Raw genomic sequence first — 13,746 nt, forward strand, 5'->3', positions numbered from 1 at the left:
CAATCTACATTTACACCGCAAACACTATATTTATTAACATATAAATAACCTTTTATTTACCGTTGAGGTCGCTATGTCTCTGTCAATTACGCGTGAAAATTTTGATGAATGGATGATGCCCGTATACGCTCCGGCCCCTTTTATTCCGGTGCGGGGCGAAGGTTCACGTCTGTGGGACCAGCAGGGTAAAGAGTATATCGATTTCGCGGGAGGCATTGCGGTTAACGCGCTGGGTCACGCCCACCCGGCATTGCGTGAGGCATTAAACGACCAGGCGAGCAAATTCTGGCATACGGGAAATGGCTACACCAACGAGCCGGTGCTGCGTCTGGCGAAAAAGCTGATTGACGCCACCTTCGCCGAGCGCATTTTCTTCTGTAACTCTGGCGCAGAAGCCAATGAGGCGGCATTAAAACTGGCGCGTAAATACGCCCACGATCGTTTTGGCAGCCAGAAGAGCGGCATTGTGGCGTTTAAAAATGCTTTCCATGGCCGCACGCTGTTTACCGTCAGCGCCGGGGGACAGCCCGCCTATTCACAGGATTTTGCACCGCTGCCACCGGATATCCGCCATGCCGTGTTTAACGATCTCGACTCTGCCGGCCAACTGATTGATGACACCACCTGTGCGGTTATCGTGGAGCCGGTGCAGGGGGAAGGCGGCGTGGTGCCGGCAACAAACGCCTTTTTGCAGGGACTGCGTGAGTTATGCGATCGCCATAATGCGTTGCTGATTTTTGATGAAGTTCAGACCGGCGTTGGCCGTACCGGAGAACTGTATGCCTATATGCACTACGGTGTTACGCCCGATCTGCTGACGACAGCAAAAGCGCTGGGCGGCGGTTTCCCCATCGGCGCACTGCTGGCGACAGAACGTTGCGCCAGCGTGATGACGGTCGGTACGCACGGTACGACATACGGCGGAAATCCGCTGGCCACGGCGGTGGCGGGCAAACTGCTGGACATTGTTAACACGGCGGAAGTGCTTAACGGAGTGAAACAGCGCCATGACTGGTTTGTGGAGCGTATTAACGCCATTAACGAACGTTTTGGACTGCTTAGTGAAATTCGAGGACTCGGACTGCTGATCGGTTGCGTGCTGAACGCGGAATTTGCCGGGAAAGCAAAACTTATCTCGCAAGAAGCGGCTGTTGCCGGGGTGATGGTACTGATTGCTGGCGCTAACGTGGTGCGTTTTGCGCCAGCGTTAAACGTCAGCGAAGAAGAAATCGCTACGGGACTGGATCGCTTTGCGCTGGCCTGCGAACGCATTAAAGCAGGAGGTTCATCATGATGGTGATTCGTCCCATTGAACGTACGGATATCACCGCGTTGATGCAGCTTGCCAGTAAGACCGGCGGCGGGTTGACCTCGCTACCGGCGAATGAAGCTACGCTGATGGCGCGTATCGAGCGCTCGCTACAAACCTGGCGCGGTGAGTTGCCAAAAAGTGAGCAGGGATATGTGTTTGTGCTGGAAGACAGCGCCAGTGGAACCGTGGCGGGGATTTGCGCTATTGAGGTGGCGGTAGGACTTAACGATCCCTGGTACAACTATCGGGTCGGTACTCTGGTGCATGCTTCGAAAGAGTTGAACGTGTATAACGCGCTGCCGACCCTGTTTTTAAGTAACGATCACACGGGCAGCAGCGAGCTTTGTTCTCTGTTTCTCGATCCGGACTGGCGTAAAGAAGGCAACGGCTATTTGCTGTCAAAGTCGCGCTTTATGTTTATGGCGGCCTTTCGTGACCGATTCAATGAGAAGGTCGTGGCCGAGATGCGCGGCGTGATCGATGAACACGGCTACTCTCCGTTCTGGCAAAGCCTCGGCAAACGTTTTTTCTCGATGGAGTTCAGCCGGGCGGATTTTCTCTGCGGAACCGGGCAAAAAGCCTTTATTGCTGAACTGATGCCGAAGCATCCGATTTATACCCATTTTTTGTCTGATGAAGCGCAAAGCGTGATTGGTCAGGTACACCCGCAGACGGCTCCCGCACGGGCGGTGCTGGAGAAAGAAGGATTTCGCTACCGCAACTATGTCGACATTTTTGACGGCGGACCCACCCTGGAATGCGATATCGACCGGGTGCGCGCTATCCGTAAAAGCAGGCTGGTGGAAGTGGCCGAAGGTCAGCCAGCAACCGGCGATTATCCGGCCTGTCTGGTTGCCAATGAAAATTATCAAAACTTCCGCGTCATGTTGGTTCGTGCCGATCCGGATACCCAACGACTGGTACTGACGGCGGCGCAGCTGGACGCCCTGAAATGCCACGCGGGCGACCATGTACGTTTTGTGCGTCTTTGTGCAGAGGAGAAAACAGCATGACATTATGGATAAACGGCGACTGGGTGACGGGGCTGGGCGAGCATCGGGTGAAAACCAACCCCGTAAGTGGTGATGTGCTGTGGCAAGGCAATGATGCCGATGCAGCCCAAGTGGCGCAGGCGTGTCGGGCCGCGCGTGCAGCCTTTGCCGGCTGGGCTAAACAGCCTTTTAGCGCACGGCAGGCTATTGTTGAAAAGTTTGCTTCATTGCTGGAAAGCAATAAAGCCGAGCTAACCCAGGTTATCGCCCAGGAAACCGGCAAACCCCGTTGGGAAGCCGCGACTGAACTGACGGCGATGATCAATAAAATTGCCATCTCCGTGAAAGCTTACCATGCCCGTACCGGAGAGCAGCACAGCGAACTACCGGATGGCGCGGCAACGTTGCGCCACCGCCCGCACGGCGTACTGGCGGTATTTGGCCCCTATAACTTCCCCGGTCATTTACCCAATGGTCATATTGTTCCGGCACTGCTGGCAGGCAACACGTTGATTTTCAAACCCAGCGAGCTGACGCCGTGGACGGGCGAAGCCGTGACAAAGCTCTGGGAGCAGGCGGGATTGCCGCCGGGCGTGCTGAATCTGGTGCAGGGCGGACGTGAAACGGGCCAGGCGCTGAGTGCGCAGGAAGATCTCGATGGTCTGCTGTTTACCGGTAGTGCAAATACAGGTTATCAACTGCATCGACAGTTATCCGGCCAGCCGGAAAAAATCCTCGCCCTGGAGATGGGGGGTAACAACCCGCTGATTATTGAGAACCCGGAAGATATTGATGCCGCAGTGCATCTGACCATTCAATCCGCGTTTGTTACCGCCGGACAGCGTTGTACCTGCGCCCGTCGCCTGTTAGTTAAAAAAGGCGCACAGGGTGATGCGTTCCTCGCGCGTCTGGTGGAAGTCAGCCAGCGTTTGACGCCCGACAACTGGGATGCGCAACCTCAGCCGTTTATGGGCGGGCTGATTTCCGAACAGGCCGCGCAACATGTTTATGATGCCTGGCAGCGTCTGGCGTCGTTGGGTGGTCGTACGCTGCTGGCACCACGTCTGATGAAATCCGGAACGTCACTGCTGGCTCCTGGAATCATCGAACTGACCGGAGCAGCGAACGTACCTGATGAAGAAGTTTTTGGACCACTGCTCGGCGTCTGGCGTTATGACAGCTTTGATGACGCGATTCGTATGGCGAACAACACCCGTTTTGGCCTGTCGTGTGGGTTAGTTTCGCCCGAACGCAATCAGTTTGATCAATTGCTGCTGGAGGCGCGGGCCGGGATCGTCAACTGGAATAAGCCGTTAACCGGCGCGGCGAGTACCGCACCGTTCGGCGGCGTTGGCGCGTCCGGGAACCATCGCGCCAGCGCGTGGTATGCCGCAGATTATTGCGCCTGGCCGATGGCAAGTCTGGAATCACCGGCCTTAACGTTGCCAACGGTGCTCAGTCCCGGCCTGGATTTTTCTCGCGAGGATAAGCTATGAAAGCCCGTGAGGTAAATTTTGATGGTCTGGTAGGGCTGACTCACCACTATGCGGGGCTGTCCTTTGGTAATGAGGCCTCAACCAAACATCGTTTTCAGGTGTCGAACCCGCGTCTGGCGGCGAAGCAGGGACTGCTGAAGATGAAAGCGCTGGCGGATGCAGGATTTCCCCAGGCGGTGATCCCGCCTCATGAGCGACCTTATATTCCAGTATTGCGTCAGTTGGGTTTCAGCGGCAGTGACGAACAGGTGCTGGAGAAGGTGGCGCGTCAGGCGCCGCACTGGCTCTCCAGTGCCAGTTCCGCATCGCCTATGTGGGTGGCGAATGCGGCAACGGTCTGCCCGTCGGCAGATTCGTTGGACGGAAAAGTACATCTGACGGTGGCGAATCTGAATAATAAGTTCCACCGTTCGCTGGAAGCGCCGACTACCGAAGCGTTGTTACGGGCGATTTTCAGTGATGAGAATAGCTTTGCGGTCCACGGCGCGTTACCCCAGGTTGCGCTTTTCGGCGATGAAGGGGCGGCAAACCATAACCGCCTCGGCGGAGATTACGGCGACCCCGGCGTACAGCTATTCATTTACGGTCGTGAAGAAGGGAATGCGTCCCAGCCGAAGCGCTATCCGGCGAGGCAATCCCGCGAGGCCAGCGAGGCGGTAGCACGACTGAATCAGGTAAACCCACATCAGCACATTTTTGCTCAGCAAAACCCGGACGTCATCGATCTTGGCGTGTTTCATAACGATGTCATTGCGGTGTCGAATCGCCAGGTGCTGTTTTGTCATCAGCATGCGTTTGTCAGACAGCAGGCGTTATTAGAGCAGTTACGCAGCCAGGTGGCAGGGTTTACCCCGCTGGAAGTTCCGGCTGCGGAAGTGTCAGTGCAGGATGCGGTGACCACCTATCTGTTTAACAGCCAGCTACTGAGCCGGGATGACGGTTCGATGATGCTGGTTCTGCCGCAGGAGTGTCGGGAGCATGCGGGCGTGTGGCGGTATTTGAACCGTCTGCTCGAGGAAGACAATCCGATCGATGACCTGCGGGTATTCGATCTGCGTGAAAGTATGTCCAACGGCGGCGGTCCGGCCTGTCTGCGTCTAAGAGTGGTGCTTACCCCACAGGAGCAGCAGGCGGTGAATCCGGCGGTTATCATGAACGACACGCTGTTTAATACGTTGAATAACTGGGTTGACCGTTACTATCGCGATCGTCTTACCGCCGCCGACCTTGCCGACCCACTGCTGTTACGTGAGGGGCGTGAAGCGCTGGATACGCTGACGCAATTGCTCAACCTCGGCTCTGTGTATCCTTTCCAGCAGGAGAGGACCCGCCATGGATAATTTTCTGACCCAAACGCTCAACGGGATAATCCCTGAGAAAACGCAGGGCACTGCGCATGGTTTTGTCTGGCAGTGGGTAGGGCACGGGATTCTGGAGCTGACACCGAATGCATCTGTTGAACAATCTCTGGTGCTGTCTGCGGGGATCCATGGCAATGAAACGGCCCCGGTAGAGATACTGGATTCATTGCTGTCCAGGTTGTTTAGCGGTGAGCTAGCGCTGACATGGCGGCTGTTGGTGATTCTGGGAAACCCGCAGGCGCTGGCAGTGGGAAAACGTTATTGCCATAGTGACCTGAACCGGATGTTTGGCGGACGTTGGCAGATTTTTGCCGCGAGTGAAGAAACGCAACGCGCCCACGAGCTTGAGCTGTGTCTGGAAGATTTTTATTCGCGGGCGAAAGAGTCAGTGCGTTGGCATTTGGATCTGCACACCGCGATCCGCGGATCACAGCATCTGCGCTTTGGCGTGTTGCCACAACGCAACGTTGCCTGGGACGAAGATTTTTTGGGATGGCTGGGATATGCCGGGCTGGAGGCGCTGGTTTTCCATCAGACGCCAGGCGGTACGTTCACTCACTTTAGCGCTGAACATTTTGGCGCGCTGGCCTGTACGCTGGAGCTGGGTAAAGCGCTACCTTTCGGGCAAAACGATCTGGCCCAGTTTGCGCAGACGGCAGATGCACTGGCGAAGCTGCTACAGGGCGAGCGCATGTCTACTGGGGAAACATCCCCGCTGCGTTACCGCGTGGTGTCACAAATCACGCGGCGTAGCGATGATTTCATTCTCCACATGGACAACCAGACGCTCAATTTTACCCCTTTTAAAGAGGGCACCCTGCTGGCGCAGGATGGGAATGAGCGTTTTGTCGTCACCCATGATGTTGAATACGTTCTCTTTCCAAATCCTAACGTAGCCTGTGGTTTACGTGCCGGATTGATGCTCGAAAAATTTTGACTAATATATTCGCCCTGCGGGTTTATCCTTACGGGCTTATTCTTGCGTGCTGTTTTTATTTATTACGGATTATTCCTGGTGAATTGCTTTCTTAATAATCAGGGTTCAGGTATAGTTCTTCATAATCCTTTCAAAATCATCCTGTTGTAATTTTTCATTGCAACTCTGCACAATTAATTCTTTTTTTCTTCATAATTGATGAAAGTTTGTTTTTTACACTTTCATTGTTTTACCGTTGCTCTGATTAATTGACGCTTAAGCCGGTAAAGTTAATCTCGTCAACACGACATTACACTGCATAAGAGTCGCATGGTGTCGTAAAAATAACTGAAAGAAAGGATAGAAATTATGCGTAAACTGACTGCTCTGTTTGTTGCCTCTACCCTGGCGCTGGGCGCTGCTAACCTGGCACACGCCGCTGACTCGACAACAGCTACGCCAGCTGATGCCAAACCGATGATGCACCACAACGGTAAGTTTGCCCCGCATCACGACATGATGTTCAAAGACCTGAACCTGACCGACGCGCAGAAACAGCAGATTCGCGAAATCATGAAAGGTCAGCGCGATCAGATGAAACGTCCGCCGCTGGAAGAACGCCGCGCAATGCACGACATCATTGCCAGCGATAGCTTCGATAAAGCGAAAGCCGAAGCGCAAATTGCGAAGATGGAAGAACAGCGCAAAGCCAACATGCTGGCGCATATGGAAACCCAGAACAAGATTTACAACATTCTGACCCCGGAACAGAAAAAGCAGTTTAATGCCAATTTTGAGAAGCGTCTGACAGAACGTGCGGCGCAGAAAGGTAAAATGCCACAAGCTGCTGAGTAATCGTTCAGCGTCTACACTAACTCATTCACGCTGTGTGTGTTGATTGCCGCGCAGCGTGAAACCAAACTCAAGACCGCCGCTCTTGTCCACAACACGTTTAACGAGGTGGGCAGGATCGGCGGTTTTTTCTTTACTGCCTCTTGCACCGCGCATGTGACACGTTATTCTCCTGAAGCCTGCGAAAATTCCACCTGGAAGGCGCGAATTTTTTTGCAAAACACCGGGTTCATCGCTAAGGCAAATCAACTCTGCTGCCGATAACAATAATCTGCAGGGTGAATAAAACAATGATGATTTACGGCTGCCTGTATATGGCGGGCTGCCGTGCTGCGCCTTTCTGGAGGGATGATGGAATACTTTGATATCCGCAAAATGCCGGTCAATCTGTGGCGAAATGGCGCGGGAGAAACGCGTGAGATTTGCTGTTTTCCGCCAGCAACACGAGATTTTCACTGGCGGGCGAGTATCGCCTCCATCGCAGCAAACGGAGAGTTTTCTCTTTTTCCTGGCGTAGAGCGAGTGATTACCCTGCTGGAAGGCGGAGAAGTGACCCTGGAAGAGTCGAACACCTTCACGCATACCCTGAAACAGCATCAGCCTTTTACCTTTGCCGGTGACAAAGTGGTAAAGGCGAAACTGACGGAAGGCCAGATGTCGATGGATTTTAATATCATGACCCGACGGGATGTCTGCCAGGCGAAAGTCAGAGTGGCCGATCGCACTTTCACAACGTTTGGTTCGCGCGGCGGTGTGGTGTTCGTTATCAGCGGTGCCTGGCAACTGGGCGATAAGCTCCTGACGGCCGACCAGGGGGCAAGCTGGCACGATGGTAGACATACCTTACGACTGCTGGAGCGCGAGGGGAAACTACTTTTCAGCGAGATTAACTGGATGCCGGGGCATTCTCCGGACGCAGTTCAATAATGTCATATTGACCAGACAGAACAGGACGGCAGAGAATTTTGTAGCCATCATGGTCAAAGCCGGCCGGCATACGCGCAAGCGCTGCCGCCTCATCCAGCGTAGAAACGGCTCCCAGCCACAGCCAGTTATTGATGATATGGTACTGCGTCATTTCAGCGCGGGTTTCCTGCAACGCAATGGCATTGCTCCACGGCCAGCAGATCACGCGTACTCTTTCCAGGGCAGCTACCAGACGCAAATGATGCGCTTCAGGGCTTTCTTTTCCACAGCAGGCTCCGGCGCAGCGTTTAAGCGCGGAGCGAAAACAGGCGCGCCCTCGACTCAGGGGTTCCAGACCCAACAGGCCGTAGCACAGCTGTTGTTCATCGGCGAGACTTTGCAACGTTTGTAGCGCCGCGCGGCGATTAGCAAACAGACCAAACAGATTGGGTGCATGGGAGAAATCAATATCTCGCGCGTAGACAACCTGAACGTTCCGCTCGGTAAGCTGCAAGGAACAAAGCTGACGATTGCGTCGCAGCCGTTTGTTAAACAGGGGGTGCTGCTCTTTAATAAGTCGCGCTTCCAGCAGCAGAGCACCAAGCTCTCCAGCTGTGCAAATCCAGCTAATACGCCGGGCCTGACGTAGCATGCTTGCTTCATCTGCGGTACGCAGATGCGCCAGCACGCGGCTGCGAATATTGACGCTTTTACCAATATAAAGCGGCATGGTGTCGCTCTCACTGTGAAACAGATAGACGCCAGGCGCGGTAGGCAGCGCACTCAAAAATGGGCGCAGGTGCTCGGGATATTCATAGATTGCCGCTGCCTCAAATGTCAGGCGAGGGGCTGATTGACGGCGTACCACTGTTGACTCCGGATGCTGATTATTCATCCAGTATAACAGCCTGGAAGCGATTAAAAAAGCGGCATGAGGTCAACTGGCTAAAACCGGATAGCGGCAATCCTGGCGCTATCCGGCTTTATAAGGGGAAATAATTACGCTTTTTTCCAAAAATCATCAAATACGGTGATCGGTGGGCGACGTTTGTGCTCAGTTTTCACGTACCAGCCTTCAATCTTTTTCGCGACGTCGGCAGCCAGCGTTTTTCCTTCCAGATAATCGTCGATGTTGTCATAGGTGACGCCCAATGCGGCTTCATCCGGCAGAGAAGGGCGATCGTCCTCGAGATCGGCGGTTGGCGCTTTCTTATATAAATGCTCAGGGCAGCCCAGCGCTGCAAGCAGTTGTTTACCCTGGCGCTTGTTCAGGCGAAATAGTGGGTTAATGTCGGTACCGCCATCGCCGTATTTAGTGAAAAAACCGGTGATGGCTTCTGCTGCATGATCGGTCCCCACCACAACGCCGCTGGTCATGCCGGCGATGCTGTATTGTGCCTTCATGCGTTCACGGGCTTTTTCGTTCCCACGCACAAAATCGCTTAGCTCAATACCCGCTTCACGCAGAGCCTGCTCGCTGGCCAGCACCGCGCCCTTGATATTAACGGTGAGTACGCGGTCCGGTTGAATAAAGGCGATGGCGTCCTGACAGTCCTGTTCATCGGCCTGAACACCATACGGTAGGCGTACGGCAATAAACTGCAGTGCGTCATTTCCTGTTTCGTTACGAAGTTCGGATATCGCCATCTGGCACAGTTTTCCCGCCAGCGTAGAGTCTTGTCCGCCGCTAATTCCCAACACCAGAGATTTCAGAAAGGGGTAGGTCTGTAAGTAGGATTTCAGGAAATCCACGCTGCGGCGAATTTCTTCTTCTGCATTGATGTGCGGTTTTGCGCCAAGCGCCTGGATTATCTCTTGCTGCAGAGTCATTTAACCCCCTCCTAAATATAAAAATGATCAAAAAAATGATGTGTTAAAGCTAACGCGTTGAGGCCCAAACGACAAGGGATGCGAGACTGATATCGCAGGATTTTGTTTTAATATACTCGTCATCCTTCAAGTTGCATGTGCGCTGGCTGCGCTCACTCACCCCAGTCACGTACTTATGTACGCTCCTGGGGATTCGCTCCCTTGCCGCCTTCCTGCAACTCGAATTATTTAGTGTATAGAATTTTCCGAAACCACCTAAGTATCATCTGATTGCTTGAAAAATGCGTGGTTGTGCTCCAGGCTTATATAACACGCTGAAATACAAGAGGACGGAATATGAACAAGAATCTAACAGGAATTCTGAGCGCAGCGGCTGTTTTGACTATGCTGGCAGGGTGTACGGCCTACGATCGTACTAAAGACCAATTTGTTCAGCCCGTGGTGAAAGATGTGAAGAAAGGGATGAGCCGGGCGCAGGTGGCGCAGATTGCCGGTAAACCTTCTTCTGAAGTCAGTATGATCCATGCGCGTGGGACATGTCAGACCTACATCCTGGGTCAACGAGATGGTAAAGCTGAAACCTATTTTGTTGCTTTAGACGACACCGGACACGTGATTAACTCCGGTTACCAGACCTGCGCAGAGTACGACACCGACCCGCAGGCAGCGAAGAAGTAACAACTGTTTATTGCCTGAGCACTCTGGAAAACCGGCCACCGCGCCGGTTTTTTTGTCTCTTACGATCTTATTTATTGCCGCGAATTATTTGCCCGAAATGTGAGGGGGGTCATAACGACAGGTCAAGGAGAGACAATTTAGTTGGTCAAGGAAATACCATCCGCCGGTGCAATCCCGTATACTCATTTCAGCCACCTAAAAAAGTAATTTAGCTGACGCAAGTTACCCAGAGCATGGATGCAGGTCATGGCTTGCGGAGTGTCTGGTTGACAGATAATCGCATATGAGGATCGTTTTAATGGAAAAGAAACACATTTATCTGTTTTGTTCTGCGGGCATGTCGACTTCATTGTTGGTTTCGAAGATGCGTGCTCAGGCCGAAAAATACGAAGTGCCGGTTATTATTGAAGCGTTTCCTGAAACGTTAGCCGGAGAAAAAGGTCCAGCAGCCGATGTCGTGTTATTAGGTCCACAAATTGCTTATATGTTGCCCGAAATTCAGCGTTTGTTACCCAACAAGCCTGTGGAAGTGATTGACTCGCTGCTGTATGGCAAAGTCGATGGTTTAGGCGTGCTTAAGGCTGCTGTTGCAGCAATTAAAAAAGCCGCAGCAAATTAATTATTTTATTTTAATTTTTCCCGTCAAAGAGTTATTTCATTAACATTCACCGTAATTATTAATTGCGGTATTTAAGGGTATTTTTCTATGAGTAACGCTATTGCTTCACTTGAAAAGGTACTCCTTCCTTTTGCTGTAAAAATTGGAAAGCAGCCACACGTTAATGCAATCAAAAACGGTTTTATTCGTTTAATGCCGTTAACCCTCGCAGGGGCAATGTTTGTATTAATCAATAACGTTTTCCTGAGCTTTGGGGAGGGGTCGTTTTTTTATTCGATGGGCATTCGACTTGATGCTTCAACTATTGAAACGCTGAATAGTTTGAAAGGCATTGGTGGGAACGTCTATAACGGTACGCTGGGTATCATGTCCTTGATGGCACCGTTCTTCATCGGCATGGCGCTGGCGGAAGAACGCAAAGTCGACTCACTGGCTGCCGGCCTGTTATCCGTCGCCGCGTTTATGACCGTAACGCCATATAGCGTGGGTGAAGCCTATGCCGTTGGCGCGAACTGGCTCGGCGGTGCCAATATTATTTCCGGTATCATTATCGGCCTCGCGGTCGCGGAAATGTTCACCTTTGTGGTCCGTCGCAATTGGGTCATTAAATTACCTGATAGCGTACCGACATCCGTATCGCGCTCTTTCTCTGCGCTGATTCCTGGTTTCCTTATCCTCTCCATTATGGGGATCATCGCCTGGGCATTGAACACCTGGGGTACGAACTTCCACCAGATTATTATGGATTCCATTTCAACTCCGCTGGCATCGCTGGGCAGTGTGGTGGGTTGGGCCTACGTAATTTTTGTTCCGCTGCTGTGGTTCTTCGGTATTCACGGTTCACTGGCGCTGACCGCGCTGGACAGCGGTATCATGACGCCATGGGCGTTGGAAAACATCTCTATCTACCAACAGTTTGGGTCCGTAGACGCCGCGCTGGAAGCCGGTAAGACGTTCCACGTCTGGGCGAAACCAATGCTTGACTCCTATATCTTCCTTGGAGGTAGCGGGGCAACGCTGGGTCTGATTATCGCAATCTTCCTGGCATCGCGTCGTCCTGATTATCGTCAGGTTGCTAAACTGGCACTGCCGTCAGGCCTGTTCCAGATTAACGAACCTATCCTGTTCGGTCTGCCGATCATCATGAACCCGGTGATGTTTATCCCGTTCATTCTGGTGCAGCCGATTCTGGCGGCGATTACGCTGGCAGCTTACTACTCAGGCATTATTCCACCGATTACCAACATTGCACCGTGGACCATGCCAACCGGTTTGGGCGCGTTCTTTAACACCAACGGTAGCGTCGCTGCTCTGCTGGTCGCGCTGTTCAACCTCGGTATTGCAACGCTGGTTTACCTGCCGTTCGTGGTGGTAGCCAACAAAGCACAGAACGTTATTGATCAAGAAGAAAGCGAAGAAGATATCGCTAACGCATTGAAATTCTAAATTTAATCCGGCATGGCTTCACGGTCATGCCGGACTGAACCAGAGGAAAAAAGTATGTTGGATATCGAGAACATCGTCGACACGCAGTCAGAAGCGGAAGAACTTGAAGAAGTGGTGATGGGTCTCATCATCAATTCCGGTCAGGCACGTAGCCTGGCGTACGGCGCGCTCAAAATGGCCAAGCAAGGCGATTTCGAGTCGGCTAAGGCCATGATGGATCAGTCTCGCCTGGCGCTGAACGAAGCGCATCTCGTACAAACGAAACTGATTGAAGGCGATCAGGGCGAAGGTAAAATGAAAGTTAGTCTGGTGCTGGTCCACGCGCAGGACCACCTGATGACATCAATGCTGGCGCGTGAGCTGGTGACTGAACTGATTGAGCTTCACGAGAAGCTGAAATAGCGAGGAGTGCATAATGCAGCTACAGATTAACGCACCGGAAATCAAAACTGTTTATGAACAGCAGCTGTTTAATGGCAAAAATTTCCATGTGTTCATCTATAACAAAACTGAGAGCATCAGCGGGCTGCATCAGCATGACTACTATGAATTTACCCTGGTTTTAACCGGGCGCTATTATCAGGAAATCAACGGTAAACGCGTACTGCTTGAACGCGGGGACTTTGTTTTTATCCCGTTGGGATCGCACCACCAGAGTTTTTATGATTTTGGTGCGACAAGGATCCTTAACGTTGGCATCAGTAAACGTTTTTTTGAACAGCACTATCACCCGCTGCTGCCTTTTTGTTTCGTGGCATCGCAGGTCTATCGGGCGAATAACTCGTTTCTTACCTATATTGAAACGGTTATTGCATCACTGAACTTTCGTGAGAGCGGACTGGATGAATTTGTAGAAGTGGTCACCTTCTACATTATTAATCGGTTACGCCATCATCGTGAAGAGCAGGTGATGGACGATATTCCGCAGTGGCTTAAAACCACCGTAGAAGTCATGCACGATAAACGGCAGTTTAGCGAGAATGCGCTGGAAAATATGATACACCTGTCCGCGAAATCCCAGGAGTATCTGACCCGCGCGACCCAGCGTTATTACAGCAAAACACCGATGCAGATTATTAATGAAATTCGCATTAATTTTGCTAAAAAACAGCTGGAAATGACGAACTATTCTGTAACGGATATTGCTTACGAATCTGGCTACAGTAGTCCAAGCCTGTTTATTAAAACATTTAAAAAACTGACGTCATTTACACCTAATAGCTATCGCAAGAAATTAACTGAATTTAATCAGTAGATATTATTTGCCAACAACCCATTTTTATAGCTTGCCCAAAATAGCGTCGGGACAGCCACGCTATACCTGACAAACGGGTTGAG

The 13,746-nt window shown here is 52.0% G+C and carries 15 protein-coding genes; 12 read left to right on the forward strand and 3 right to left on the reverse strand.

Annotated features, from left to right (window positions below; translation table 11 throughout):
• Positions 1–73 precede the first annotated feature (73 nt).
• The 6 genes from astC (at position 74) to spy (ending at position 6,932) form a co-directional block, all read left to right on the forward strand.
• Positions 74–1,294 (forward strand): succinylornithine/acetylornithine transaminase, encoded by a 1,221-nt coding sequence (astC, locus tag E1B03_RS11760; RefSeq protein WP_133086265.1) that lies wholly within the window; start codon positions 74–76, stop codon positions 1,292–1,294.
• Entirely contained in the window at positions 1,291–2,325 is a 1,035-nt protein-coding gene (gene astA / locus E1B03_RS11765; protein WP_133086266.1) for an arginine N-succinyltransferase, read from the forward strand. Before astC ends, astA begins: the two co-directional genes overlap by 4 nt.
• Positions 2,322–3,800 (forward strand): succinylglutamate-semialdehyde dehydrogenase, encoded by a 1,479-nt coding sequence (astD, locus tag E1B03_RS11770; protein WP_133086267.1) that lies wholly within the window; start codon positions 2,322–2,324, stop codon positions 3,798–3,800. The genes astA and astD overlap by 4 nt, the downstream gene beginning before the upstream one ends.
• Positions 3,797–5,140 (forward strand): N-succinylarginine dihydrolase, encoded by a 1,344-nt coding sequence (gene astB / locus E1B03_RS11775; protein ID WP_133086268.1) that lies wholly within the window; start codon positions 3,797–3,799, stop codon positions 5,138–5,140. Before astD ends, astB begins: the two co-directional genes overlap by 4 nt.
• The gene (gene astE, locus E1B03_RS11780) at positions 5,133–6,098 is read left to right on the forward strand and encodes a succinylglutamate desuccinylase (protein WP_103770221.1); all 966 of its coding nucleotides are present in this window, start codon (positions 5,133–5,135) and stop codon (positions 6,096–6,098) included. The genes astB and astE overlap by 8 nt, the downstream gene beginning before the upstream one ends.
• 348 nt (positions 6,099–6,446) lie before the next feature.
• Positions 6,447–6,932 carry an ATP-independent periplasmic protein-refolding chaperone Spy gene (spy, locus tag E1B03_RS11785; protein WP_103770220.1) on the forward strand — a complete coding sequence of 162 codons (486 nt, stop codon included), beginning with the start codon at positions 6,447–6,449 and terminating at the stop codon, positions 6,930–6,932.
• Between the two features lie 21 nt (positions 6,933–6,953).
• Here spy and E1B03_RS26565 read toward each other — a convergent pair whose 3' ends face one another.
• Positions 6,954–7,085 carry a hypothetical protein gene (locus E1B03_RS26565; protein ID WP_258041528.1) on the reverse strand — a complete coding sequence of 44 codons (132 nt, stop codon included), beginning with the start codon at positions 7,083–7,085 and terminating at the stop codon, positions 6,954–6,956.
• Positions 7,086–7,280: 195 nt separating this feature from the next.
• Between E1B03_RS26565 and ves the strand changes: the two genes are divergently transcribed.
• Positions 7,281–7,856: an environmental stress-induced protein Ves gene (gene ves, locus E1B03_RS11790; RefSeq protein ID WP_103770219.1), complete on the forward strand. Its 576-nt coding sequence runs from the start codon at positions 7,281–7,283 to the stop codon at positions 7,854–7,856.
• Here the strand turns inward: ves and cho are convergent.
• Positions 7,816–8,703 carry an excinuclease Cho gene (gene cho, locus E1B03_RS11795; protein ID WP_207949463.1) on the reverse strand — a complete coding sequence of 296 codons (888 nt, stop codon included), beginning with the start codon at positions 8,701–8,703 and terminating at the stop codon, positions 7,816–7,818. The two genes, ves and cho, sit on opposite strands and share 41 nt — an antisense overlap.
• A gap of 131 nt (positions 8,704–8,834) precedes the next feature.
• Positions 8,835–9,665, reverse strand: coding sequence for an ammonia-dependent NAD(+) synthetase (nadE, locus tag E1B03_RS11800; protein ID WP_103770217.1), 831 nt, complete (start codon positions 9,663–9,665; stop codon positions 8,835–8,837).
• 336 nt (positions 9,666–10,001) lie between these two features.
• Between nadE and osmE the strand changes: the two genes are divergently transcribed.
• The 5 genes from osmE (at position 10,002) to chbR (ending at position 13,663) form a co-directional block, all read left to right on the forward strand.
• Complete coding sequence (gene osmE, locus E1B03_RS11805) at positions 10,002–10,343, forward strand: osmotically-inducible lipoprotein OsmE (protein WP_003030621.1); 342 nt, start codon at positions 10,002–10,004, stop codon at positions 10,341–10,343.
• 298 nt (positions 10,344–10,641) lie between these two features.
• A complete protein-coding gene (gene chbB, locus E1B03_RS11815; RefSeq protein WP_003030620.1) occupies positions 10,642–10,962 on the forward strand; it encodes a PTS N,N'-diacetylchitobiose transporter subunit IIB in 321 nt (106 codons plus the stop codon).
• 87 nt (positions 10,963–11,049) lie between these two features.
• A complete protein-coding gene (chbC, locus tag E1B03_RS11820; RefSeq protein ID WP_003030619.1) occupies positions 11,050–12,408 on the forward strand; it encodes a PTS N,N'-diacetylchitobiose transporter subunit IIC in 1,359 nt (452 codons plus the stop codon).
• A 54-nt stretch (positions 12,409–12,462) separates the two neighbouring features.
• Positions 12,463–12,810: a PTS N,N'-diacetylchitobiose transporter subunit IIA gene (chbA, locus tag E1B03_RS11825; RefSeq protein WP_003030618.1), complete on the forward strand. Its 348-nt coding sequence runs from the start codon at positions 12,463–12,465 to the stop codon at positions 12,808–12,810.
• 10 nt (positions 12,811–12,820) lie between these two features.
• Positions 12,821–13,663, forward strand: coding sequence for a transcriptional regulator ChbR (gene chbR / locus E1B03_RS11830; RefSeq protein WP_133086270.1), 843 nt, complete (start codon positions 12,821–12,823; stop codon positions 13,661–13,663).
• The last annotated feature ends 83 nt before the right edge of the window (positions 13,664–13,746 follow it).

The sequence above is a fragment of the Citrobacter arsenatis genome (assembly GCF_004353845.1).
In the GTDB taxonomy this organism is placed as follows: Bacteria; Pseudomonadota; Gammaproteobacteria; order Enterobacterales; family Enterobacteriaceae; genus Citrobacter; species Citrobacter arsenatis.

What these genes read in the sequence shown, in the direction of transcription:
- astA (WP_133086266.1), top strand. Translation starts at nt 1,291, where the DNA reads ATGATGGTGATTCGTCCCATTGAACGTACGGATATCACCGCGTTGATG.
- chbC (WP_003030619.1), top strand. Translation starts at nt 11,050, where the DNA reads ATGAGTAACGCTATTGCTTCACTTGAAAAGGTACTCCTTCCTTTTGCT.
- astD (WP_133086267.1), top strand. Translation starts at nt 2,322, where the DNA reads ATGACATTATGGATAAACGGCGACTGGGTGACGGGGCTGGGCGAGCAT.
- chbA (WP_003030618.1), top strand. Translation starts at nt 12,463, where the DNA reads ATGTTGGATATCGAGAACATCGTCGACACGCAGTCAGAAGCGGAAGAA.
- E1B03_RS26565 (WP_258041528.1), bottom strand. Translation starts at nt 7,085, where the DNA reads ATGCGCGGTGCAAGAGGCAGTAAAGAAAAAACCGCCGATCCTGCCCAC.
- astB (WP_133086268.1), top strand. Translation starts at nt 3,797, where the DNA reads ATGAAAGCCCGTGAGGTAAATTTTGATGGTCTGGTAGGGCTGACTCAC.
- astC (WP_133086265.1), top strand. Translation starts at nt 74, where the DNA reads ATGTCTCTGTCAATTACGCGTGAAAATTTTGATGAATGGATGATGCCC.
- spy (WP_103770220.1), top strand. Translation starts at nt 6,447, where the DNA reads ATGCGTAAACTGACTGCTCTGTTTGTTGCCTCTACCCTGGCGCTGGGC.
- chbB (WP_003030620.1), top strand. Translation starts at nt 10,642, where the DNA reads ATGGAAAAGAAACACATTTATCTGTTTTGTTCTGCGGGCATGTCGACT.
- nadE (WP_103770217.1), bottom strand. Translation starts at nt 9,665, where the DNA reads ATGACTCTGCAGCAAGAGATAATCCAGGCGCTTGGCGCAAAACCGCAC.
- ves (WP_103770219.1), top strand. Translation starts at nt 7,281, where the DNA reads ATGGAATACTTTGATATCCGCAAAATGCCGGTCAATCTGTGGCGAAAT.
- osmE (WP_003030621.1), top strand. Translation starts at nt 10,002, where the DNA reads ATGAACAAGAATCTAACAGGAATTCTGAGCGCAGCGGCTGTTTTGACT.
- astE (WP_103770221.1), top strand. Translation starts at nt 5,133, where the DNA reads ATGGATAATTTTCTGACCCAAACGCTCAACGGGATAATCCCTGAGAAA.